A 24,398-nucleotide genomic window follows, 5' to 3' on the forward strand; every position below is an offset into this window, starting at 1 on the left:
TTGAGATAGATGGTTTTTGGCTGGCATACATTATAACTAATGCTCGCTTATCTTATATTTATATTATACAATCTAGCTGCGTATCAGCTTATATACCGATGGTATTCCCGAAGCAAAAGACATTAACAAAAAACAGTATGGCGTTGAGCAGATGTGTGAAGTCATTAGCAAAAACTGGCATTTATCGGCACAAGAAATTAAGCAAGCAGTGATTGACGATTTACGGGGACATATCGGCACTCAAAAAGTCTTTGATGATATTACGCTGTTGGTTGTGAAGCAAACCCAATTAGGTGTAGAAAAAAAGTCACAGCCTCAAGCAGCCGCATTGGTTGAGAGCGATCGCCAATACCTCGAAAAAATAAACTTATGACATTAAACTGGAAATGGTCGTCGGGGCGATCGCATTAACCGTCAAATTTACGAGTAGGTGGTACGATACCTCAAATGCAGCACCACGCAAGAGGCTAAATCTCCAGAGAACTTCCAAGCCCTACTAAAAGTCTAAATTCCTATGAAACTAATCTATTTATTGTTGTTAAATACGATTTTTTTATAGTCATCTTTTCCATCATTTTTGCCGTTTTTGCCTCCTATAACCCTGAAAATTAACCGGGAAAATGAATAAAAAAACGGTGAAAATATTCGCTGTTGTTGGTTAATTGGTGGTTCTTTGACAATGGGAACGGGCATCTGGGCAATGCACTTTATAGGAATGCTGGCTTATTACCTGCCACTATCGATCACCTACAATTTACCCATTGTGATTGTCTTTTGGCTTGCCGCAGTCATTGCATCTGGTATCGCCTTCTACAGCTTGCATCGAGGTTTTGCACACAGGTTCTCATTGTTAATCCCCGGTATTCTCATGGGATCTGGCATGGGAAGTATGCATTATATGGGCATGGCTGCGATGCGAGTACGTGCCGAAATGCACCATAATTACTGGATTGTGGCACTGTCTGTCTTAGTTGCCGTTATTTCCAAATCGATGAGGAAGTCAGATGTACGACTTGACGAGATTCACTTTAAGGGACATGGCCGAATGCGGGTTGGCTCTACGCCAGTTCGGCTTGGGGGTTGAAAGTATGGAAGAGGCGAGTAACAGAATTGTTAGGTATTTTTACGAAAATTTCTGTACTAAGCCAACTGGTGAGAAATCCTGCGCCCTCGTCCGTTTGTTTAAAACTCACCCTTATGAAGACTTAGAAATCGAACTTGCCGAGTATGCCCGTAGTATGTTGGACCACTATCCCCCTTTGCCTGCCATGAAGTGCATGACTCTACTGGCAACGCTAGGAGAACAAACGGAATGGAACTCAAGACACAGATCCGTTGGACACAAGGCTATTCCACTGGCAAGCGAATCTGTAGTCGCTCAGATACCGATGATCTCACAACTCATCAGACAGCTCGGCTTAGATATAAAAACAGTTATCAACCCTGACCCGGAGCTTTTGGTAGAAATCGAGCAGAGGAAATACAACGTCTTCTATGTGCCTGAAGCGATTGGCAACCCCTATATTCCTTCCCAGGACTCCTTTGTGATTCCCTTCGGAATCAAGTCTGTGTTGGGGTTTGGTGGTCTATTGCCTTCGGGCAATCTGTTTGCAATTATCATGTTCTTGAAAGTCCAGATTCCCCATAGCACGGCTCAGATGTTCAGCACTCTGGCGCTGAACGTCAAGACAGCACTGCTGCGGTTCGATCGAGGAGCTGTCTTCGCTCAAAAAGATAAATCTGCTACAGCCGATGTGCAAATATTCAGAAGAAACACTGAGCAGGAGCTAGCGCAGCTTAAATCCCAAGTAGCGACTTTGACGCAGTTGCTTGATGTTTTTGACCAATCTATCTTGGTACAATCCGATCGACTCGAACAAGCCATAGAACAACTGGCAGACTCCGCGCAAAAGTTAGATACCCTCAACCAGAGACTCAAGGAAGAGAATCTTCGCATGGGTGCTGAATTGGATATCGTGCGTCAAATGCAGCAAATGATTCTGCCCAATCCTGAAGAACTGGAAATTGAAGGACTCGATATTGCTGGATACATGGAGGCTGCCGATGAAGTCGGCGGCGACTACTATGATGTCTTGAACACCGATGGCGTTGTCACTCTTGGCATCGGCGATGTGACTGGACATGGACTCGAAAGTGGCATCCTGATGCTGATGGCGCAAACGGCAGTCCGTACCCTCAAGGAAATCCGCGAAACTGATCCGGTTCGGTTCTTAGATGCGCTCAACCGCACTCTTTACAAAAACGTGCAGCGCATGAATTCCGAGAAAAGTCTTACCCTAGCGATTTTAAATTACTCCCAAGGATGGGTCAGCATCAGCGGACAACATGAAGAAACGCTCATCGTGCGAAACGGTGGACAGGTTGAACGTATGGACACAATGGATTTAGGTCTTCCCATTGCCCTCCACGATGACATTGCTAAGTTCATCAGTCACATTTCAATTGAGCTACAGCTAGGAGATGGTATAGTGCTATATACTGATGGTATTCCCGAAGCAAAAGACATTAAGAAAAAACAGTATGGCGTTGAGCAGATGTGTGAAGTCATTAGCAAAAACTGGCATTTATCGGCACAAGAAATTAAGCAAGCGGTGATTGACGATTTACGGCGACATATCGGCACTCAAAAAGTCTTTGATGATATTACGCTGTTGGTTGTGAAGCGGACCCAATTAGGGGTAGAAAATAAGTCACAGCCTCACGCAGCCGCATTGGTTTAGAGCGATCGCCCATACCTCGAAAAAATCAACGTCTGGGTGAGTACACATTTGTGATATAATCACCTTGATGGTCATAAAATTAGAAAATTTGTTATTGAGAATCTAACTAGCCATGCCTCAAATCTTCGGAGATTTCGTCGAAAGCTTTCCCCCTGCGCAGGATTCCTTGGAATTAACCTTTACCCCTAGTTCACTTTCAATTAAAACGCGCTGGCGTAGTAATTGACTATCGGCTAATTTTATGGCGGATTACTTTTCCAATTTTTTCCCGGTAGATGAGGACGATCCAGCCCAGAAACGACGCACTTAACGAAAGTAAAGCAGCCGTTAATTATGTGGTCAATGAACTGTTGGGAAATGCTCTAAAATTTAATAATTAAGCAATTAATTTCAAGATTGAATTTGGAATTTACTTTATTGAAGAAGCTGACGTTACAGCCGTGCTTTTCACTACAAATAGTGTGAGTGCTGAAGGGCTTGATAAGTTTCAGAGTTTTATTCAGGAACTTTTGTTCTACGAGCCAGAAAAACTCTAGGTGCAACAGATAGAAAAAAGTGAAGAATAGGAAAATAGTGGAGCATCTGGTTTAGGCTTTTTAACAATGCTCAATGATTATTCAGCAAAGCTAGGCTGGAAATTTGAAATAGTCCCAAAAAATCCTAAAATGATTGCAGTCACGACAATGGTACTCGTTCCAGTCTAGTTCCCAGTTTTTTCCAGAACCTAAATTAAGTTATTAAGAAAGGATAGAACCGATAGTGGCAACTCAAGAAGTTAAAAGTGAAGACTATATTGTTCAATTCGATCCTGACTCTGTAAGCGTTTACTTCAAAGGTGAACTTAGCCTTGGTGGGCCTACAGAGTACGCTCCTATCACAAATTTACTGAATGAAGTGGCTGAGTCTGAACCCAACACAATGACGATTGACTTGAGAAACTTGGCATTTGTCAATAGTTCTGGCATTAGTATGTTGTCTAAATTTGTTCTCAGTATGCGAAAAAAGAAAGGAGTTCAGTTAGTCGTTTTGGGGTCGAATGATATGCCCTGGCAAGGAAAATCTCTTAAAAACCTAGAGAAATTGTTGCCCGGACTGAAGTTGGAAATTGAGTAGGCTATCCCTAAAAGTCATAACTTGCAACTAGCTGATGGTGTAGATTCTCCCCTTCCTTTCTATCAACGTTGAGCAAGTCTTAGTCAAGTCAAGGTCTAAATTCCTATGATTAAATCGCTCGGTTGTTTTTCAAAAACAGCTAAGATTAGGATGTCCAATTTCTTCTAAATTATGAGATTTACCAAAATTTTTCTCTTTTTAATAAAAAATCAGTATTTTTAGGCTTTTCACTTAGAAGTCAGTGCCTGCGGAATTTAAATCCCGAGCTAACAGCTTGCACTTTGTTGGAAATGATATCTTGCATCAATGTCAATAAAGGGATAGATCGCTCATCCCTCCAGCGATCGCTCCCTTTCTTGATATTAGTGCTTTCTGGTAAATTAAAACTACTCAGTCAAAGCCTTTATACATAGGGTAAGGCGCGCAGAGGCGCACCCTACGGCATAGATATGCAAGGGTAATTCCTATTCCTCTTAAAGCTTTTTTCGCTCTAAAACAGCTTGGTTCTATTTTTTCTTTGACTCAGAAACATCGGCAATCAAATCGTCTTTATCAACTTTCGGAACAAAATCAGGGCGTTCTTTGGCTTCCCAACCGGGGGGGCGCTTGGAGTTGTACCAGGCGATCGAGCCGATCGTAACTGCGGCAACAAAGCCAACACCAAGAACTGCTATTGGAGCGGTCAAGCTGACACTTGATTCCGGCACTGGCTGCTGCATCAGCAGATCGATCGTTACTCGCTTGATGGGTGCAACAAGAACTGCCATGGGAGCGGTCAAGCTGATATCTATCATTAGGCTAAATCCTTATCTACTCTACTTTTACATTATCTTAAGTGCTAATGCCGTTTTGTTGATATATCTGAAGACAGAAAAAGTGACAGAATTGCCGCCATAATGGTTAGAGGTTGAAAATAGGAGAGCTGATTTTATGCCGTTGGGGACAATAGCATTGCTGTTGGCTGCTAGTTTCAGCCTGGGTGCTTTACCGCTAACGGGATGGGCGGTGCGAGTGTTTAGCCGCCGAGATTTGAGGGGGCTGGGCACGGGGAATGTGGGCGTGTCGGCAGCTTTCATTCACGGGGGGAAATTAGCGGGAATTGCTGCGGTGTTGGCGGAAATTGCCAGGGGTATTGTGCCGGTGTTGGCGGGGCGATTTTGGTTTCCGGATACACCTGGGATCGCGATCGCGCTGTTAATTCCGCTAGTTGCGGGCAGATATGCGATCGCCCGAGGTGGAGGGGTGACCAACGCTGTTTGGGGTCTTTTGGTATTTTCGCCGCCGGTGGCTGTTTCATCGGGCATTTGGGGGCTGCTGGTGTGGGGTTTGGCACAGCGGTGGTGGGGTGAGGGCGATCGGGCGAGACTCTTTGCTTCCCGTTGCGGGTGTCTGTGCACCCCTATCTGGGTTTGGGTGTGGCGACAATCAATGGCAGAATTTTTAGCAGCAGCAGGATTAGCTTTGTTGTTAGCAGCAATTAATTTCAGTCAGGGTGATGATATGGCTTTATCTAAATCAGATCAATTGTTTTCTCTTGATGACTCGTTAGATGCTGCAATCTGCGGCGATAAAGCGGCTAAATTGTCTCAACTCAAACGCGCCGGTTTTAACGTACCTGCTGGTTTTATATTTTCATCGAAGGAAGAAGGAAGTTCGGCAACGGATTATGTAACGGATGTAACGGATGGAACCAAGAAGGAAGAAGGAAGAAGGAAGAAGGAAGAAGGAAGAAGGAAGAAGGAAGAAGGAAGAGGGGCAAAGAGAAATGCCCAGCATTTATCAATTCCTGATGCTTTAATCCAAAACATCAAAGCAAAAATCCCCGATCGCATAATTGTTCGCTCTTCTGCTGCAGGAGAAGACGGGGATCTTAGTTCAGCGGCTGGACAATATAAAACCATTGGCCCTGTTTCAACTCAAGCAGAATTGCTCGATGCAATTAATCGCTGCCGCCAGTCTTATTGGACTTCCGAAGCTGTGGCTTACCGCCGACAGCGACAATTGCTCGACACCCAAATGGCTGTATTAATTCAGCCTTATATTGACAGCGAATTTGCGGGAGTCATGTTCAGTCGCAATCCTTTAGATGGTGGTTCCCAGGTAATTATAGAAGCTTTACCGGGAGGAGCAGAATCTGTGGTCGGCGGCCAATGTACTCCGGTTCATTTAGAAATTGACTTTAGTAAATCTGAATCATTAGAAAAACAATTAACTGAACTTAAAAGTAACTCAATTATTGCTCAATCCATTTTAGCAGAATTGGTGAAACAAGCCCAAGCAATTGAAGCATTTTTTCACGGAATCCCGCAGGATATTGAGTGGAGTTGGGACGGGGAAAAAGTTTGGATTTTGCAAAGCCGCCCGATTACTAATTTGCAGCCTTTTTGGACGCGCACTATTGCAGCAGAAGTGATTCCCGGTGCAATTCGCCAGTTAACTTGGTCGATTAACCGGCCGCTGACTTGCGGGGTTTGGGGAGAGATTTTTCAGGTGGTTTTGGGCGATCGCGCGATCGGCTTAAACTTTAATGAAACTGCAACTTTGCTGGGTTCTCACGCCTATTTTAATGCGACTTTGTTGGGCGAAATTTTTCGGATGATGGGATTGCCGGAGCAGGGTTTGGAATTTTTGCTGAGAGGGCAAAAGATGGGCAAGCCGCCTTTGGGGAAGATTTTGCCAAATTTGCCTGGTTTGTGGCGTCTGGTGCAGCGGGAGAGGGCGCTTAATGCAGATTTTGAGGTCGATCGTACTTCTATTTTCCTCCCGGCACTCCAAAGTTTGGATAAGGAAGAAGGAAGAGGGAAGAAGGAAGAAGGAAGAGGTTCGAGCGAAGAAGAAATATTAATGCCCAATGCCCAATGCCCAATGCCCAACGATCAATATTTAATGGAAGTGTTGGAGAGAGCTGAGCAAATTCAGGAGTGGCTGAAACCGATTACTTACTACAATATATTAGGGCCGATCGGGCTGGCTATTCGCAAGGCAATTTTTCGCGTTTCCGATGAATGGCTGGGCAATGAGAGCGCTCCTGAAATTGCTTCTGTGCGAGCTTTAAAGCAGTTGGCTCAGAAATTACGCCAAGCTGCTGTTTCGCAGTCTCAAGAAACTGTTTCAGTAGCACATTTAGCACAGATATTTGCCGAAAGTCCTGCTTTACAAGCTGATTTTGAAAAGTGGCTTGATATTTACGGATATTTGAGCGAAGTGGGAACTGATATAGCTGTTCCTACTTGGCGAGAACAGCCGAAAATTTACCAGAAGCTGCTAATAAGTATGGCTCAAAAACCCGAAACTAATTTAGTAGAAAAGCGGAAATTAGACTTGACTTTTGGGCAAAAGTGGCGGCTAGATAAATGTCAGGAAAGAGCGATAGTCAAAAACGAGATTAGCGAAATTTACGCGCGGTTGTTGGCTCACCTGCGCTGGACTTTTTTAGAGATAGAAGCTTGCGGATTGGCAATGCAGGTGTTTCAGGAAAGCGGAGATATTTTTTATCTGGAATTTGGGGAAATTCAGCAGTGGATTCGCAGCGGCGCGAGTGTTTCTTTTCAGGATACAATTAGCCAAAGGCGCGATCGCCTGGTAGCCGATCGCGATCGTCCGATTCCCCCTGTCGTCTACGGCAATTTGCTGCCAAATTCTCAAAAAAGGTCGATCGAACCTGCAACATCCGCAACTAATATCATCCAGGGAATTCCCGCAAGTATTGGCCGTGTCGAAGGCTTTGTCAAGATTTGCCGCACCGCGAGCACAGATTTAGGAGAAAATGCGATCGCAGTAGTTCCTTACACCGATGCAGGTTGGGCACCGCTGCTATTAGGAGCAACAGCAATTATCGCCGAAGTTGGCGGCCAATTGTCTCACGGAGCAATAATCGCTCGCGAGTACAAAATTCCCGCAGTTATGAATATTTCTGAAGCTACAACTTGCTTGCGAGACGGTCAAAAAGTCCGAGTAGACGGGTATCTCGGCACTGTAGAACTGCTCGAATAAATGGAAATAAAAATGTAAAAACTTGTTTGTAGGTAGGGACACGGCAGTGCCGTGTCCCTACCGCTAGCTTCATAAACGTGGAATCTGCTGTATCTTCGAGTCCTACTTTCTTAGACTAAGAAATTCTGGACAACATAGTTCCCGACATTTCTACCCGCACTCAAACCATTAACGTTAGCACTCATGAAATGAATGCCTCCGTAAAGGCGACTAATGCCAGATTCGTCGGCCGCTTGACTGAAGTTTTCAAAGGTTCGCAAACTGTTGACAGTCCTGTCTCCTCTATCTGCAAAGCCAAAATCCGAACCAAACACAGAACTCATCACTGCATCTGCCGCACCGCTAAAGGTACTGTGGCCAGACGTGTACTCAGGGAACGGCGGAGTAGTTATCAGCGGAGTCCACAGGGGGTCGGCAGTCGTGTTGGGATTGTTGTCCGTGTCAGCTTGCCGAATAGCTGTAACCGGCCGCCAAAAGTTGTACTGATACTTGGCATCCCAGCAACTAATAGCTGCATCGGCTTCAGCAATATTCAGCAGGGCGAACAAGCGGGCGTTATCTTCCAGGGAGTTACCTGCCAGGGCCGAGGCATCTTGGGCGATTTGGTTCCAGTGACCCGGAGGGGTAAACGTACCTGCGCCGTTGGCCCAGAATTTGGCGATGGCTGTTTGGTCGGGAGTCCGGGTGAGGCTGTCACTTTTGCCGATTTCTTTGACATAGTTAACTTCCTCTGCGTACTTGGCGCTGTCAAGCGCGGGCGGGCCGGGCGGGCGGAACTGAGAACCGCTAGTCATGGCAAAGGGAGTAACTTCTGCCCACTCTGGCGCCAGGGCGGGGGCAAGGGCAGGGGGAGTCGGCACCCAACTACCGGGGTCTGTTTTGGGGGTGTACTGCACTACTTTCGCGATGCCGTCTGTACTCCGCGAACTGATAATTTGGTCGGCAACTTGCTGTCCGAGGGCAATCCCGTCTTGTTTGGCTTTGCCGTCGGTAATTTTAGCTAAAGACGATGCGTATGCTTCGTTGAATGTGGCTGCTTGCGCTGGGTAGACGCTGACTAAGACGCGGTGGGCGGCTGCGGCGGTGGCAGCTTCTGCTGATGTACCTGCGGGTGGGTCTATTTCCACGAGGTAAGGGGTGTATTTTTTGCTGATGGAGTTAACAGCATCGTAAATGGCTGCGTGAACCATTGCCATGTTGCGGGAGGCGAGGGGAGGCGCGGTGTTGCCTGTCCGCACTGCATTCAGCATGACTCCGTTCCACTCAATGACAGGGTTTCCCGATAGCTGATTTGTGAAGTTGTTGCGGTCGATCGTGTTGCTGTTGACTCCGGTCAATACTGCTAAATATTCGCCCGTGAGTTTGTCTTGAATTAAGGTGCTGTTGCTGTTAGCGCCGATGCCTTGCTGGATGTTTAAATCTTCAAAGCTCAGGCCGTCTAGCAATCGAATTTTGTCATTGCCGTTGCCGAAGTCGGCGATGTAGTCGGCTGTGGCTAAAGTTTGGCCTCCGCTGCCTTTAGCAATGGCAAATATATCATCGCCTGTGCCGCCGCTGATGGTATCGCTACCTGCGCCCGCGTAGATGATATCGTTGCCGGAATCGCCATTAATTAGGTCGCTGCCTTTGCCTCCCCAGAGGATGTCGTCGTCTGCACCGCCGGTGATAGTATCGTTGCCTCGATCGCCGCAGATTTTGTCTTTGCCTACATCGCCTTCGATATAGTCGTCTCCGCTGTTGGCATAAATTATGTCGTTGCCATCCAATCCGTTAAATCTGTCTGGTTGGGTGGTTCCTTCAAGATAGTCAAATTTAGGACTAGGGGTGAGGGATGCCATGTTTCTTTATTGGATATTTTGATTAAAGCACAAAGATTCGTAACGTCTGTAGATGCTTAGGTGTGTTTACCCCTGATTTAATAGTATTAAACTTTCTGGTTGATAAGTAAACGCCACAACCAAGCTTTATTTCATATTTAACGGGCTTTTTATGAAGTTTTGCGCTTTGAATATGCGTAAAAGTACAGATATTAAAACTGCATTAGATACTGCAACGTTGGTAATTTTTTATAAAAAAACAGTTTTTTTAATATTTAGAGCCAGATAATTTTTACCAGCATAAAAAAAGGCGCAGATTGTGTAACTGAGTAAGTATATATTGATTAAGCACTTCTCAAAGCTGCGATCGGGTCGAGTTTGGAGGCTTGGCGGGCGGGGACAACGCCGAAAAAGAGGCCGACTGCACCGGATACACTGACAGCAAGGGCGATCGCCACGGGCGAAATACCAGCTTGCAAGGGCGTGAAATTACCTACAAGCAAGATACCGCCGATACCTACGCAAGTACCGACTATCCCTCCGGCGGCGGATAAAATTACAGCTTCGACAATAAATTGAAATAAGATATCTTGTTGGGACGCTCCGATCGCCTTTCTGAGTCCGATTTCCTGAGTGCGTTCGCTGACGGACACCAGCATAATGTTCATAATCCCAATGCCGCCTACTAATAGGGAAATGCTGGCAACAGCAGTTAACATAAGTGTTAGAGCCCCGGAAATCGCACCCATTGTTGCCATTAAATCTTTTTGATTTCTCACTGTAAAGTCATCTTCGGTGGTAACTTTGTGCCGCAGTCTCAGCAAGTTTTCTACCTGAAATTGCGCCGCGTCCATTTGCAACTCATCTTTAATAGAAATATACATCGAGGTAACAGCTAAACCGTAGGGAGATTTCCGCCCGACAATGCGGTTGGCCATTGTGGCAATCGGCACTGCGGCTGAGTTATCGTAATTCGTACCAAAAGATGTCCCTTTGGGTGCCAATACGCCAATTACTTTGAGGCTGACATTTTGGATACGCACCTGTTCGCCCAAGGGATTTGTATTGCCAAAAAGTTTCTCCGCTAATTCTGAACCGAGAACCACAACTTGGTTACTTTGCTTAACATCTAGTTCGGTCAAAAACTGCCCTTTTGCCATTTCAAAGCTTCTGACTTCTAGAAATTCTGGAATCGTGCCAAAAATTAAAGCCGAAACATTTTTGTTGCTGTAGCGAACTATTTCGGAACTGTTAAGTTCTGCTGACACGCCTTGAACGGAGGGGACTTGAGTTGCGATCGCTTTAGCGTCAGGCAGTACGAGAGTTTGAGGCGCACTTGAGATCGTACTTCGCCTAGCGTTCGGTACTCCCGGCCTCACGATTAATACGTTTGTACCAAGGGATTGAACTTGTCCTGCTACAAATTTTTGAGCTCCTTCTCCAATGCCAATCATGGCAATTACTGAGGCATTGCCGACAATCATCCCGATCATTGTTAAACTGCTGCGAATTTTGTTTGCTAGCAGGGTTTGGCCGGCCATTTTGACGCTTTCAATAAAATTCATACTTTTTGGAGTTTAGACTAAGCACAAATTGACTCAGGGTTAGCTGAGTAGAAATTGTGGTGAATTTAGAGAGATATTCCCAGGTTAACTAATGGATTTTGGTGATTTTTGGAACCGACCTTTACCCTTTTTGACCACAGGATAGCGACATCTTTGACTGCGAGGTTTTCCTGGTTGCCATCCGGTCGAATTTCCTCGGCGTTTGGGAGGAACAGTGGGAGTTCCAATCTTGATTAAAAGTGGAAGCATTGATTGTGCAACCCTTCCAGGGGTTAATTCAGAGAGAGACTTTTGCCAGGGGAGACGAATTTCTCTCACTAAATCCTTAGCTAACCATAATTGCCAGGTGACTAATGGCATCAAATCACTCCATCGTTGACATTGTTCAGGGGTACTCAACTTCGGTACAGTCCAATGCAAGCTTTGTTTAGCTAAGCGATACCAGTGCTCGATGGTAAAACGACGTAGATATAGTTGCCAAATTTCTGTAAGAGGTGGCATTTGGCGACCAATCCAAACTAACCACAAAGGTTGAGTTTTTAATTGACCTGTTATAGCTTCTAAGCGTTCTACTAAAATCAGAGTCATCGGATGTTTGGGACTGCCTCGAAAATGTAAGTTATCCCATTTTCTCAATCTGATTCGTCCGAGTTTCGGTTCAAGAGATTCCAGTGTTTGTTCTGGTTTCCACCAGCTTTGAGTGTCATTAAGCTTAAACTGATTTCCATGAATTTTCGGTCGTCCTCTACCACTATAGGATGAAGGTGCTGACCATAAGCAACGATTAGAACGAATACGCATTAGTTTATCAGCAGCGATCGCAGCGGTTGCTTTTACCAGAGGGGCACATCCATACTCACTATCAAATAGAGCGATCGGTCTATGCTGAAGATATTCACACACTTGTGCCAATTGTTGAGCGCCTTTAGTGATCGGGTTTTCCCAACTGGTAATACGTTCGTGTCTTAATGGGAGTGCCCAACTGCCACTGGTCGAAGGTATCCACGCGATCGTACTATAACCTTGACCGATACCAACAGGTATGCCATGAGGCAAGGCGGTGGGTTGATGTTCGTAGGTGCGCTCTTTGAGGGTAGGTGCATGAGGTCTCAACCATGCTGTATGATCGATCGCCAATACTGGACGTTCAACTTGAGACATCTGGTGGATGTATAGTTGCATCAATTTTGCTCGGTCTGGTCTACAATCTTGTAGTGCTTCATAGACACTCGACCACTGACGCCGAAATAAAGGATTTAGGGCTAAATCTCCTAAACATGAGACGTGGCGCGTCGTCATTACCGCGTCTGCTAGTTCAAAGGTGGCATCTTTGGCATGACCTAGACATTGATAAGCAAGTTGACGAAATTCTCGTAATTGTTCTAACTTCATTGCAGGTAGATTTGAGATTTTTTAGCTGAATTCTCAATCTTCTACCCTGATGCTGTCTGTTGAAACTATCGCAGACAGTTTTTTTCTCTGGTTGCAAGTCTCGGAGAACCTCAACGCTCGCTGATATCTATCTTATGGTTGAGTCTGATAGCTTGTCGCCAGCGACCATTGCCGTTGTTGAGAACTGTTCCCTACTCTCACAGTGATCGCACTTTTTAACCTGCTTAGTCTAAACTCCAATACTTTGTTATGAGTTATTTTTATAACAATCAACAGTCAACCGTCAACAGTCAACAGTCAACCGTCAACCGTCAACCAACTAATTAAGCACTTCTCAATGCCACGATCGGGTCTAATTTAGCAGCTTGTTTTGCAGGTACGATGCCGAAAAATAAGCCGATACTGCCCGAAACACCTACTGCAAGTGCGATCGCCACTAGGGAAACACTAGCTTGCAGAGGAGTAAAAGCAGCGACTAAAAGCACGCCGCCGATACCGAATCCAGTACCGATCGCCCCGCCTGCTGCTGACAAAATCACAGACTCGATCATAAACTGAATTAGGATATCTTGCTGAGAAGCTCCGATCGCCTTTCTCAATCCAATTTCTTTGGTACGTTCGGTAACAGAAACCAGCATGATATTCATAATCCCGATGCCGCCGACAAACAGCGAAATTGCCGCCACGAAAGCCAACATCAACGTCAAAGCACCAGTAATACTACCCAAAGTATTCATCAAATCTTTCTGGTTGCGAACAGTAAAATCATCCTCTTTAGTAATTTTATGACGCAATCTCAGCAAATTTTCTATTTGAAATTGCGCAGCTTGCATCATAGTTTCATCCTTGATGGCAACCGAAATAAATGTTACTTTTGTACCGTAGGGAGACGATCTACCTACGATCCGATTTGCCATTGTTGTCAGCGGTAAATAAACGTTCATATCTTGATTGTCGCCAAAACTAGAACCTTTTGCCTGCATGACCCCAATTACTTGAAAAGTCGAGTTTTTGATGCGAATGTATTGACCAACTGGCTGTGTATTGCCAAATAATTGTTCTGCTGCTTCTGAACCTAAAGCTACTACATTTTCTTCTCTTTCTAAATCTAATTTGCTTAAAAAACGACCTTGACCAACATCAAAGCTTCTGACTGTCAGAAATTCTGGGGTAGTTCCCACAATCGAAGATGAGACATTTTTGTTGCGGTAGGTAACGAGTTGGCTGTCATTGAGAGTTGGTGCGACTTCTTGGACAGAAGGAACTTGAGATGCGATCGCCTCTGCATCTTCCACTACTAAAGTCTGGGGCGGAATCACCGGGCGGCTTTGCGCTTCAGGACTTCCGGGAATAATAAATAGCAAGTTTGAACCCAGAGAGTTAACTTGTCCCTCGATAAATGTTTGAGCTCCTTCCCCGATACCGATCATCGAAATGACCGAAGCATTGCCGATGATAATTCCTAACATCGTCAAGGTGCTGCGAAGCTTGTTGGCCATCAAAGTTGTGACAGCCATTTTGACGCTTTCAACAATATCCATAATTCGATTTTAGATTTTAGATTTTAGATTTTAGATTGGGGATTTGGGATTGGGATTATTCGTGTCAACTTAATATTTAAACTCATAATAAATCTCACTTGTAGTCGAGTCTCGATATCCGTAAATCCCTCTTAATAAGGGGGACTTTGAATACTCTTGTCCCCCCCTTATTAAGGGGGGTTAGGGGGGATCTCCGGCTTTGAAAACACCCTAGAGCGATCGATCTCAATAATGCCCCATGCCCTATGTCCCATGCCCTATTTCTGATTCTTGATAATATCCTCCAGCTTTTTACCTTGAGGAAGTTCGGTAAAAACGCGATCGCCCGCTTTTGCACCCTCTAAAATCTGAATCTTGTTGCCAATAGTCGATCCAACCGTAACAGGCTTAAACTTCGGCTGTTGTTTCTCATCGGGAACTAGCACACCGGTTTGACCTTTATTAGTGACAATTGCTACCGTAGGCACAACTAAAGCATTGCTCAGCTTTTGACCGACAAATCTCAAATCTACATTCATCCCCGATTGCAGCGACTCTTTGCCCGTATCGATCGCAACTCGCACTTGAAATAGCGTCACATCCCGTTCCTTTACAGCTTCCGGCGCAATTAACTTAACGCGGCCTTTAAACACTTTATCTGGATAAGCATCGGCGACTATTTCAACTTCTTGACCCGGTTTAATCTGACTGATATCAGCCTCCGGGACTTTCGCCAAAACTTCCACATCTCTAGCTAAAGCGACAATCGATGTCGAAGTTGCCGAAGTAGCTTCCGAGGCCGAAGTTGCGGGTGTTACAAAAGCTCCTTGGATGGCATATCTTTGGGTAATAATTCCAGCAAAAGGTGCGCGAACTTTCGTATCTTCTAACTGCACTTCTTGAAAGCGGACTTGAGCTTGAGCTTCGGCTAATTCAGCTTGAGCTTGAGCTATTTCTTCGGGGCGAGAACCGTTTTCTTGTGCGGTCAATTGGCTTCTAGCTTCAGCAACTGCTGCTTCGGCTTTGGCGATTTCTTCTGGACGGTTGCCGTTTTCTACTTGCGCTAATTTGCTTTTAGCTTCGGCCACTTCTGCTTCGGCTTGGGCAATTTCTTCCGATCGCGTGCCGTTTTGCAATTGGTTCAATGCTTGCTGCTCGACTTGCACAGCAGCTTGCAGTTGCTGAATTTGCGACAGCCGATTTTCTTGCAGTTGTTGCAGGCGTCTTTGGGATTCTATTAATTTAGCTTGGGCAGTGCGATTTTCTTTGATCAGTTCATCGAGTTTATCTTTAGCCAGAGCACCTTCTTCCACTAGCGGGCGATTGCGTTCCACCCGTTGAGCGGTTAGTTCGGCTTGGGCTTTACTTGAGTCAATTTGCGTTTGTGCTTGGGCAATTTCTTGTTTGACACTGCCAGTTTGAGCATCTGCTAAACGAGCTTGAGCTTGGGCTAAACGAGCTCGCGCTTGGCTGACTTCTTCAACGCGGCTGCCGGCTCGCAGTCGCTGCAAGCCAGCTTGAGTTTGCTGCAAGCGGGCTCTGGCTCCTGCAACTTCTTCAACGCGGCTGCCGGCTTGGAGTTGCGCGAGACTGGCCTCGGCTTGCTCTAAGCGCGCTCGGGCGCTGGCGATGTCTTCCGATCGATTCCCGGCTTCGATTTGGGCGAGTTTTGCTCGCACGCTGGCTTCGCGGGCTTTAGCTTGAGCTAGTTGAGCTTCTACATCGCGGCTTTCCATGCGAGCAACGATTTGTCCTGCTTCGACTTTATCGCCCTGTTCTACAAACAATTCTGCTATGCGCCCCGAGCCTTTGGGGCTGAGATTCACACGCTGTACCGGCTGCACCGTGCCGCTGGACGTGATCCGCACCGTGAGGTTTTGCGCTTCCACCGGCACTGTCATAGTGGCGATCGCATCTACTTTGGGCTGCGATCGACTTTTTGCTACATATATAGTGGTCGGTACAGCTAGCAACCCGGCTGCAACCAACCCAATCGCCCACCGCTGCGGTTTGCGCGCCGGTTTCTTCGGAGACTGCTTTTGGGCGGTTTTTTTATCTGCAATTTTGGTCTCTGCGGCCTTGGTGTCTACAGTCTGAGTATCTTCCACCTTGACCTGAGCAGTTTCCTTTTTAGGGCTAACGATCATACCGACTCACCTAATTTAATCTCAGGATTACCTTAAAGGTAAAATTTTTGCTGATGCTTGGCATCGTCTTTCAGACTCATCCGATCGGGTGAACTTAAAAAAGTTCCCCAACCAGCACCTGTAAACAATTATAGCTAATCTTTGCAACTTGTTAAATAATGTTAAGTTTTTTCAGCTAAAAGAGGTGGGTCTAAACAGAATCGCTCCCGGCTGCTGGCAAATAAAAATATATTTTAGTAAATAATATCATTTTTGGGATCTAGAAGCGCGCTTCTCACCAGCGACAAAGGCGGATCGGGCAGCGGGCGATCGACCGTCATTAGGTCATTGCGAACTCGCGTTAGCGATCGCAGCGGACTCTGCCAGTGCTAAGCTCATAATGGCACAATATTAAGACGCTTACTCTCATAAACCCGGCTTCTGCGAAAAATAACAGGTTTGCCGGCTAAGAATCCGCGCAGAAACCCGGTTTCACAGGCAGCGGTGCGTAAATCCTGAATCCATATCCGCCCTGTGACCACAACAGGTTAAAATATTTTTCAAATCCGTTAAAAATGGAAAATCAAAACAATGAATCGTCCTCAAAGCGTTACAGTTTTGGCAATTTTGCAGCTAATTAGCGGTGTATTCAGCCTCCTTGACGGCTTGTTCATCTTACTTTTTGCCGGCCTTTTTGGCGGTCTCGGTGCGGCAGTCGGCGGGGCGAAAGTTGGCACTGTAATCGGCAGCTTCATTGCAATTTTTGCGGCGCTCAGTTTTATTTTAGGCCTCCTCTCCTTACTCTTAGCTTGGGGTTTGTTTCAACTAAAAAAATGGGCTTGGACAGGAACGTTAATTGTCCACATCATCGCCACCATCGCGCAAATTGTCAAAATGTTGGGTAGCGGCGGTACAGCCGTCAATTTTTTAACTTTGGGTTTTGCAGCGGCTAGCATTTACTACCTGTTGCGGCCGGATGTTAAACAAGCATTTCGTGTCTGATTTCCTTTTCATTAACGGTACTGAATTCTCGGATCGAAAAAAGCATAGGAAATATCAACCGCCAGATTAATCAGTACAAAAGTTACAGCCACAAAAATTACTCCTCCTTGGACAATTGGGTAATCCCGCGTCAGAATACCAGTGTAAATCCAAGAACCAATTCCCGGCCACGAGAAAATCGTTTCAGTCAGAATAGCGCCACCTAAAAGAGTGCCGAACTGTAAACCGATAGTTGTGACGATCGGCAAAAACGCATTTTTTAAAGCGTGTTTCAAAATCACCCAATATTCCGGCAATCCCTTCGCCCTTGCAGTGCGGATGTAATCTTGAGAAAGCACTTCCAGCATCGCAGAACGAGTGATGCGAGCTATAATAGCCAGAGGAATAGTTCCTAAAGTCAAAGCTGGCAGGATTAAATGGGCGATCGCATCCCGTAAAGCAACAAAATCCCACCTCAGCAAAGAATCCAAAACATAAACACCCGTAATTGACTTAAAACCGAATCCCAAATCTACACTAATCCGCCCGCTTGGAGGCAGCCATTTCAGATAAACAGCAAACAAATAAATCAACATCAATCCCAACCAATACACCGGCAAAGATACGCCAATTAACGAACCGCTCATCGCGAAATTGTCCAGCCAGCTATTTTTCCGAACAGCAGCCAAAATCCCCGCCGGAATTCCGATAACAAGTGCCACCAACATCGCCACCACAGACAATTCAAAAGTAGCAGGCCAGCGACTTCTAATTTCATCAATTATCGGGATACCGCTAATAATGCTATTTCCCAAATCAAAGCGGAGCAAACTCCATAAAAAAGCCAAATATTGCAAAGGTAAAGGCTGATTCAAACCTAATCTCGCTCTCAAAACTTCGACCTGTTCGGGAGTTCCCCGTTCTCCCAAAAGCACTGTAGCTGGGTCTCCCGGTATCAAATGCAAAAATATAAATACTAGCAGAGTGATTCCGAAAAGGACTGGCAAGAGTCCCAGCAAACGTTTAACAATATATTGAAACATCAGTTGATCTCATTCACCTTGCAAATTTTCCAAAATCCGATCGACCGTTTCTTCTACCGTTAGATTGGTTGAATCCAGCCAGTAGCCAAGGCGAGGAGTTTCGGTACGAAGAATGCGATCGAAGGCATAAACCATTGTTTCGTTGGCATATCCGGTCTTCGATCTTGCTGCATCCCGTGCCGCTACAACTTCTGCCTTCGGACACAGAACGATCGCGGACAACGGCACATCGTGGAAAGTGGCAAGTACCTCAGCCAGTGCCGAACCAATGATGATGTCTTGATAAACGACCGTAAAACCAGCCTGGAGATAGTGTCGCGCTGCCATTGCTGCCAGGTGATACCGCAGTTGAAGCTGCTGATATGCCTCTGCTGACAAATTTAACGCCATTTCCGCCTGTCCATTCACCATCATGCGACGAAAGATATCGCCGCGAAGGTGGACACTTTTGGGCAACCGTTCGGCAAGTGATTGCGCCACACTTGATTTTCCGGCAGCCATGTTCCCGGTAATCAAAATAATTTGTGGCTGATGATTTGCAGGTTGCTGACTGCTCTCCATACTGTTTGTTAAGGTAAATTCATGTAAAGTATGATAACCCCGGAGAGGTGTGTCGATCTAAACTCTCAATTTTTGCTTATTTCCTCAAAAGACTCCGACCCCAAAGGACTCGGAATCCAACCTTGAATATTCTTGCGTTTCCCTAAAAGCGGCTGCGAATGTACGATCGGCAAACGCACAGCTTCCCCATGCAAAATCTCGCTAACTTCCGCATAAATTTTCGCCCTAGTTGCTTTATCCCCACTCGCCCTCCCCCGATCCAAAAGTTCCAGAACTTTCGGATTTTTCCAATTTCCCAAATCCCCCGTGGAACCAGGCCCGAAGTGAGGATAATAAAAATTGTCTGGATCGCCGTAATCTCCAATCCAACCCATCATAAAAGCTTGAAAGCCGGGAGGTTTTAGCCGATCGGCTAAATAAGCAGACCAATCCTTTGTCAGCAATTTTACCCGAATCCCGATCGCGCTCAAATCCGCCGCAAATGCCTCAGCGATCGGCTTCGGCGTGGGAAAATAGGGACGGCTGACTGGCATATACCACAAATCCAAATCAAAACCGTTCGGATAACCGGCTTTCGCGAGCATTGCTTTAGCTTGCTGCGGGTTAAATTCATAATCTTTCACTCGATCGGACTCGGCCCAATTCAGCGCAGGCGGGATAAATTGCGAATCATGTTTTCCGAGTTCTCCCCAGAAAGCTTTGACTATTGCTGGCTTGTTAATTGTTTGGGCGATCGCCCGCCTGACTTCCGGTTTGGATAAAGGTTCGTAACTGGGATTTAAGGCTAAATAACCGACATTAAAAGAAGGTCGTACAACAGTTTCTAAATTAGTATCTGCTTGAACCTCTTTCAATTGATCCGGGGTTAAATCCACAGTAAAATCAAGTTGACCCGCTCTCAATTGAGCCAATCTCGCCGCCGGATCGTCAACAAAACGAATTACCAATTGATTGGCTTTTGGCGTGCCAGTTTTCCAATAATTTGGATTTTTATCCAAAACAATGCGATCGCCCGATCGCCATTCCTGAAACACAAAAGGCCCCGTACCCACCGCCAGCGACCCCGGAGTGCCGTATTTAGCACCCGCTTTTTTCACCGCCGCCGGACTTGCCATCCCGAAATAACCGGAACCTATCGCCGAGGGAAAAGCAGCAAAAGGTTGATTTAAAACAAACTTAATTGTAGACTTATCAACAACTGCCACATCTTTTACCAGGGAAGTTTTATCTCCCTTAAAGCCACCAAAAAAATCTTTCCAAATTTGATATGTCTTGCCAGATTCTCGATAACCGTTAGGATTTTTCGCATCCCACCAGCGATCCACATTAAACTTAACAGCTTCCGCATCAAAATTTGTGCCGTCGTGAAATTTGACCCCGGAACGCAATTTAAAAGTCCAAGTTTTGCTATCTGTAGAACTTGACCATTCAGTAGCGAGACTCGGCTCAAGTTCCACAGTTCCCGGTTTGAAATCAGTCAAGCGATTGTAAATTTGGTCAATAACAATCACCGAATTGCCATCCGTAATATTTCCCGGTTCCAGATTGACCGGCTGACCCCCCGCACCGTAGACTAAAGCTCCCGGTGGTACTGCGGCAGGAGTTGTCGGAGTTGGAGAGTTATTGCTAACCGTGTTTGAAGTAGTGCTGCAATTTGAGAGAATTACAGCCATCCCAAAAACTAAACCTAATAAAACTAAACGCCAGGATTTTAACAATCTCATCTCAATAGCTCCTGTTTAATAGTAAATTGTACTCATGTAATAATAAAATGGTAATTCTCCCCGGCTCTTCCCTGTGCGAGCTCTGCGCTCTCTGCGGTTAATTTAATAAATTCTATCAGGACTTACGCAACTGTCACAAGCACTAGCGGCTAAGCCACAGCATCCGCCCAAAAACAAGACCCTAAAAATAGTGAGGGATAGAACAGGCCAACTCCAGTTCTATCCTAACTATTTCTGAACCTATCAAGCAGCTTTTTCTCCAAAAAACTTTAGGCGTTTCAACCACTTCTGCCAGTATTCCAGCAATTGTTCGCGTTCCAACACAAATATTTCCGCATCTTCATCGGGAAGAGCCACAACAATCAAAGCATTAACAATTTTATTACCAAACAGAGTCTCACCATAGCATCGATTAATTGCCCCACCATAAGCAACTAACTGTAAAGGCTTGTCGTAGAGTTTTTCTACTCGCAGTTTAGGTTCTTCAGCAGTCGTCCACTCAATAGTGCAGGGAACACCTTGATAACGGTCAACTAAATCAACTTTTCCGGCGTATCCTTCCACATAATTTGGCACAACTGTCTCCACCAACTGGACATCGCTAAGTTTCTCCAGTACGGACTGAACGCTATAACAATAGGGCTGAATTAGGCTGGAAGCAGTGGGAGATAACCCTTGCAAATAATCCTTAACCCACTGATGCAATAGTTCTCCCCGGCGACGGCTGGTTGCAGCAATGCGATTTGCTTCTGCGTTCCCTACTTTCTTGCGCCAATTAGAAAGAGCAGCTACAGACTCAATCGGCTGTGTAGCCTTAAGTATCGTGGTAACTGCTGGTAGCAGAATCCCATTTTCATCTTGGTAGTCAAACCGTCCATTAGCCCTGGTTCTTTTCATGATAAGAATCTCCCAAAAATTGCTAAATTCAATTTCGCAATTTAGCTTTGGAGATATCTCTCACATTGAGGCTGACTTAGCCTGACTTAGGCTGACATATCTACAATTTTCAGTTTCAGCCTGCTATTGAATAGCATTTTTGCTCCAGAATAAGTAATATAAGAGCAGCCCTAACTGTGACTTAAGGCTAGATAGAAGATACTGGACTCGCTTTCAGGTAAAAGAGAGGTTAGTCAATGACGCTGCCGCGTGAATTTTTAATTGAGATGGCTCGTAAGTATGCGCTTTCGCCAGAGCAAAAGGATGCTTTTGTAATCTGGTTTAGCAGTAACAAGACAGAGTTGGATATAGCAACAGAACTCCATATCACCAACAGTGCGCTTACCACTCGCATGAGCCACGTTTACAAAAAGTTTAGTATCAACGGTAAAGGCCCCGGTAAATATGGTCGCTTGCTCAATTTTCTGACTGCTGAATATCGTAAATGTAAGGCTTGTGACTCTTCAACTTCTAATCTGTCAGAGGATGAGTTAAATGACTTGATAGAAGAGGTACGCGAGAAGTGCCGCGAGATGATTCAAGACCAATGCGGTACAATGCGATCGCTCACCATGTCACAACCCATTGACGTAAGTGACCTTTACACCAACGTCAATATTCTGGAAAAAATTACCAGTCATCGGCGACGCGAAATTGATGAACTGTTGCAAGACTGTAATTCAGAAAACTTCGATCGCTTCGGACTGGGCAGAGTAACTGATAAACGAATGTTAGGACGAGAAGCGGTTGAGAAATACTCAAAATTAATGGTGTTGGGTAAGCCCGGTTCAGGAAAAACTACATTTTTGAAGCATTTAGCAATTCAGTGCGATCGAGGTAAATTCCAAGCTCATCGCCTTTCTGTTTTTATCACGCTCAAGCAGTTTGCAGAAACAGAAGGAAAACCGAGCTTACTGGAATACATCACCCAAATTTTTTATGATTGTGATGTTTCTGCTGACCAAATAGCTGTCCTTTTCAAGCACGGTAAGACACTGGTTTTACTCGATGGTTTAGATGAAGTAAAAGATGAGGATAACAACCGTGTTATCAAGCAAGTTCGCGATTTTTCTGACAAGTTTCGCACGAATCACTTTGTAATAACTTGCCGGATTGCAGCAAAAGATTATACTTTTGAGAAGTTTACAGAGGTTGAAGTCGCAGATTTTGATGACAAACAGATAGCCACCTTTGCCCGAAAATGGTTTCAAGCTAAGGAATCAGCGAAAGCAGAGGAATTTATTCAACAGCTTAGGGAAAACAACCGGATTCGAGAACTGGCAACAAATCCGTTATTGCTAACGCTGTTATGTTTGGTGTTTGAAGAATCCGCCAAATTTCCCGGCTTACGTTCAGATCTTTATGAAGAAGGAGTAGATATTCTGCTGAGAAGATGGGATGAAACGCGAAAGATTGAGCGAGAGCTGGTTTATAAAAATCTTTCATTGCAGTACAAGAAAGATTTACTCAGTCAAATTGCTCTAACGACATTTCAGCAGGGAGACTATTTCTTTAAACAGAAACAGCTAGAACAGTACATTTCTGATTACATCCGCAATCTGCCCGATGCTCAAAACAACCCGGAGGCGTTGCAACTGGATAGTGAAGCGGTGCTAAAATCAATTGAGGCGCAACATGGGTTATTGGTGGAACGGGCGCATAAAATCTATTCTTTTTCTCACTTGACTTTTCAAGAGTATTTTATAGCCCAAAAAATTGCAATCACTTGTAATTCATACATACCAAAGCAACAGGCTTGGCAAATTCTGATTAATAACATTACTGATAAACGCTGGCGGGAAGTGTTTTTTTTAGTGGTTGAAATGTTAGCAACTGCAGACTGTATGTTGTTTTTTATGAAGCAGGCAATTGATGTACTTTTAGTGCATGATGAAAAGTTACAACATTTTTTGTATTGGATAAATCAAAAATCTTGCTTAATTCAACTTCCGTTTAAAAGAGCAGCAATCCGAGCCTTCTACTTCGATCTAGCTGTGGCTCCGGCCTCCACTCATTCGCCCGATCTTGATTGCTCTCTAAACCTTGCCTTTAAGGTTGATTATAATTTAATATCTTTCCACGAAAATTTTAACACCTCTCCTGTTGATTTCCATCTCGATTTCTGTCTGTGTGCCACTCTCGCTCATGCCATTAACGACTGTATCGATACTGACTTTGTTACCCCTGACTTTGAGTTTGATTTTAATCTGTGCCAATCATTGCAAAAACTTGAAGCGGAAATACCTGATTGGAAAGATAGTATTTTATTTGATAAGTGGCAAGCAGAAAATGGTCAACTTTGGAGTGAAAAATTCAGAAGTTTGATTATAAAATATCGCAATATTGGCCATAACTGGCTGTTTAACGACTCACAAAAGCAACTCTTACAGCAGTATTACGATGCCAATAAGCTGCTGATAGATTGTCTAAATAGCGGTTGTAATGTATCTCCTGAAGTGCGCGAAGAGATTGAAGAAACATTGTTATTACCAAAATATGAAGTTAAAAAGTGGAAGTAAAAGCACCGACTCTCGTCCGTGTATTGAGAATATCTTCCAGATATGTAGATTAAGTCAACCAAGATCAGCCAGTGTAACTAATCTGCTTGAAGGCTCGCAATTAAAACCAAACAGAATCTAAATATATTCTTCACTTGTCCCCTATTGAGAGATCATAAAACCCACATTCCGCAGATATTCAAGCAGAGGTAAAGGAAGATAGATTCGGCAACAATAAACTCCCAAACGATTGCACGGCAATTGTTTGGGAGTTTTTAGTGTATAATAGATTTCTGATGTAAAGCAACTCTAAAAATCATGAACCAGCCATTATCAGGGATAAATATCGTAAATTTAGACCACTTGGGAATAGTAGCGGGGATAATAG

17 protein-coding genes are annotated in these 24,398 nt (G+C 44.9%); 7 read left to right on the forward strand and 10 right to left on the reverse strand.

Features of this window, described 5'->3' with window-relative positions:
* Positions 1 to 82 precede the first annotated feature (82 nt).
* From E5S67_RS25005 to E5S67_RS25020, 4 genes are all read left to right on the forward strand, one after another.
* Positions 83 to 373: a PP2C family protein-serine/threonine phosphatase gene (locus E5S67_RS25005; protein WP_339382715.1), complete on the forward strand. Its 291-nt coding sequence runs from the start codon at positions 83 to 85 to the stop codon at positions 371 to 373.
* 306 nt (positions 374 to 679) lie between these two features.
* On the forward strand, positions 680 to 1,084 hold the full coding sequence (locus E5S67_RS34875) for an MHYT domain-containing protein (protein ID WP_172191099.1): 405 nt from the start codon (positions 680 to 682) through the stop codon (positions 1,082 to 1,084).
* On the forward strand, positions 1,005 to 2,741 hold the full coding sequence (locus tag E5S67_RS32685; RefSeq protein WP_216670705.1) for a PP2C family protein-serine/threonine phosphatase: 1,737 nt from the start codon (positions 1,005 to 1,007) through the stop codon (positions 2,739 to 2,741). The genes E5S67_RS34875 and E5S67_RS32685 overlap by 80 nt, the downstream gene beginning before the upstream one ends.
* Positions 2,742 to 3,500: 759 nt before the next feature.
* Complete coding sequence (locus E5S67_RS25020) at positions 3,501 to 3,854, forward strand: slr1659 superfamily regulator (protein ID WP_172191101.1); 354 nt, start codon at positions 3,501 to 3,503, stop codon at positions 3,852 to 3,854.
* 506 nt (positions 3,855 to 4,360) lie between these two features.
* Here E5S67_RS25020 and psb35 read toward each other — a convergent pair.
* Positions 4,361 to 4,573: a photosystem II assembly protein Psb35 gene (gene psb35, locus E5S67_RS25025; RefSeq protein WP_172191125.1), complete on the reverse strand. Its 213-nt coding sequence runs from the start codon at positions 4,571 to 4,573 to the stop codon at positions 4,361 to 4,363.
* Positions 4,574 to 4,784: 211 nt separating this feature from the next.
* Between psb35 and E5S67_RS25030 the strand changes: the two genes are divergently transcribed.
* On the forward strand, positions 4,785 to 7,847 hold the full coding sequence (locus E5S67_RS25030; protein ID WP_172191103.1) for a glycerol-3-phosphate acyltransferase: 3,063 nt from the start codon (positions 4,785 to 4,787) through the stop codon (positions 7,845 to 7,847).
* 110 nt (positions 7,848 to 7,957) lie between these two features.
* Here E5S67_RS25030 and E5S67_RS25035 read toward each other — a convergent pair whose 3' ends face one another.
* The 5 genes from E5S67_RS25035 to E5S67_RS25055 all read right to left on the reverse strand — a co-directional run bounded on the left by E5S67_RS25035 (position 7,958) and on the right by E5S67_RS25055 (position 16,288).
* Positions 7,958 to 9,685 carry a phosphatase PAP2 family protein gene (locus E5S67_RS25035; RefSeq protein ID WP_172191105.1) on the reverse strand — a complete coding sequence of 576 codons (1,728 nt, stop codon included), beginning with the start codon at positions 9,683 to 9,685 and terminating at the stop codon, positions 7,958 to 7,960.
* Positions 9,686 to 10,008: 323 nt separating this feature from the next.
* The gene (locus E5S67_RS25040) at positions 10,009 to 11,229 is read right to left on the reverse strand and encodes an ABC transporter permease (RefSeq protein ID WP_172191107.1); all 1,221 of its coding nucleotides are present in this window, start codon (positions 11,227 to 11,229) and stop codon (positions 10,009 to 10,011) included.
* Positions 11,230 to 11,313: 84 nt separating this feature from the next.
* Positions 11,314 to 12,621, reverse strand: a complete 1,308-nt coding sequence (locus tag E5S67_RS25045; protein ID WP_172191109.1) for an NF041680 family putative transposase — start codon at positions 12,619 to 12,621, stop codon at positions 11,314 to 11,316.
* Positions 12,622 to 12,944: 323 nt separating this feature from the next.
* Positions 12,945 to 14,162 carry an ABC transporter permease gene (locus E5S67_RS25050; protein WP_172191111.1) on the reverse strand — a complete coding sequence of 406 codons (1,218 nt, stop codon included), beginning with the start codon at positions 14,160 to 14,162 and terminating at the stop codon, positions 12,945 to 12,947.
* Positions 14,163 to 14,419: 257 nt separating this feature from the next.
* The gene (locus tag E5S67_RS25055; protein WP_172191113.1) at positions 14,420 to 16,288 is read right to left on the reverse strand and encodes an efflux RND transporter periplasmic adaptor subunit; all 1,869 of its coding nucleotides are present in this window, start codon (positions 16,286 to 16,288) and stop codon (positions 14,420 to 14,422) included.
* Positions 16,289 to 16,858: 570 nt separating this feature from the next.
* On the opposite strand from E5S67_RS25055, the gene E5S67_RS25060 reads away from it, so the two are divergent.
* Entirely contained in the window at positions 16,859 to 17,269 is a 411-nt protein-coding gene (locus tag E5S67_RS25060) for a hypothetical protein (protein ID WP_172191115.1), read from the forward strand.
* A gap of 11 nt (positions 17,270 to 17,280) precedes the next feature.
* On the opposite strand, the gene E5S67_RS25065 is transcribed toward E5S67_RS25060, so the two are convergent.
* From E5S67_RS25065 to E5S67_RS25080, 4 genes are all read right to left on the reverse strand, one after another.
* Positions 17,281 to 18,291: an ABC transporter permease gene (locus tag E5S67_RS25065; RefSeq protein WP_172191117.1), complete on the reverse strand. Its 1,011-nt coding sequence runs from the start codon at positions 18,289 to 18,291 to the stop codon at positions 17,281 to 17,283.
* A gap of 9 nt (positions 18,292 to 18,300) precedes the next feature.
* Positions 18,301 to 18,852: an AAA family ATPase gene (locus E5S67_RS25070; protein WP_172191119.1), complete on the reverse strand. Its 552-nt coding sequence runs from the start codon at positions 18,850 to 18,852 to the stop codon at positions 18,301 to 18,303.
* A 65-nt stretch (positions 18,853 to 18,917) separates the two neighbouring features.
* The gene (locus tag E5S67_RS25075; RefSeq protein WP_172191120.1) at positions 18,918 to 20,576 is read right to left on the reverse strand and encodes an ABC transporter substrate-binding protein; all 1,659 of its coding nucleotides are present in this window, start codon (positions 20,574 to 20,576) and stop codon (positions 18,918 to 18,920) included.
* A 243-nt stretch (positions 20,577 to 20,819) separates the two neighbouring features.
* Positions 20,820 to 21,473, reverse strand: coding sequence for an exonuclease (locus tag E5S67_RS25080; protein WP_172191121.1), 654 nt, complete (start codon positions 21,471 to 21,473; stop codon positions 20,820 to 20,822).
* A gap of 236 nt (positions 21,474 to 21,709) precedes the next feature.
* On the opposite strand from E5S67_RS25080, the gene E5S67_RS25085 reads away from it, so the two are divergent.
* The gene (locus E5S67_RS25085) at positions 21,710 to 24,031 is read left to right on the forward strand and encodes an NACHT domain-containing protein (protein WP_172191122.1); all 2,322 of its coding nucleotides are present in this window, start codon (positions 21,710 to 21,712) and stop codon (positions 24,029 to 24,031) included.
* Positions 24,032 to 24,398: the final 367 nt, after the last annotated feature.

It is taken from the genome of Microcoleus asticus IPMA8, assembly GCF_013179805.1.
Lineage (GTDB): Bacteria > Cyanobacteriota > Cyanobacteriia > Cyanobacteriales > Microcoleaceae > Microcoleus > Microcoleus asticus.